We start from the raw sequence: 458 nt of genomic DNA on the forward strand, positions 1-458 counted from the left end.
GAGTGGTGTACTGCTCGAACTTCGACAGCGACGGCGCCAGCAGTTGAACCTTGTTGTCGCGCAGCGCCTGCAGCTCGTCGTCATCGCCGAACAGCGTGGAGTCGGGATACACCTCCACCTGCACCTTGCCGGCCAGGCGTTCCTCGGCCAGGCGCTTGAACATCAGGGCGCCCTTGCCCTTGGGCGTGTCCTCCGCCACCACGTGGGAGAACTTGATCAGGATCGGTTCGGCCAGGGCCTGGGCGGAGCACAGCAGGGTGGCGAGGGCAACCGCCAGAGAGGTCTTGAACATCGACATACCTTTTACGGAAAACGCGTGGCGAGGCCTGCGCCGAAACTGGCGGGCCTGGATGCGAATTGGGATGGCTTGCAGGGTTCGGCCTGGCGGATCACGCCGGCCTCGCCCCTCGGGGACTACCGGATCGATGCCCGGTTATTGTTGGCATGCTGTCGCTGAC

1 pseudogene is annotated in these 458 nt (G+C 64.4%); it reads right to left on the reverse strand.

Annotated features, from left to right (window positions below):
• A pseudogene (locus tag GYB81_RS24225) lies at positions 1-292 on the reverse strand (C4-dicarboxylate ABC transporter); the annotation flags it as partial.
• Between the last annotated feature and the right edge of the window lie 166 nt (positions 293-458).

Origin of the sequence: Pseudomonas yangonensis, from assembly GCF_009932725.1 — a bacterium.
Lineage (GTDB): Bacteria > Pseudomonadota > Gammaproteobacteria > Pseudomonadales > Pseudomonadaceae > Aquipseudomonas > Aquipseudomonas yangonensis.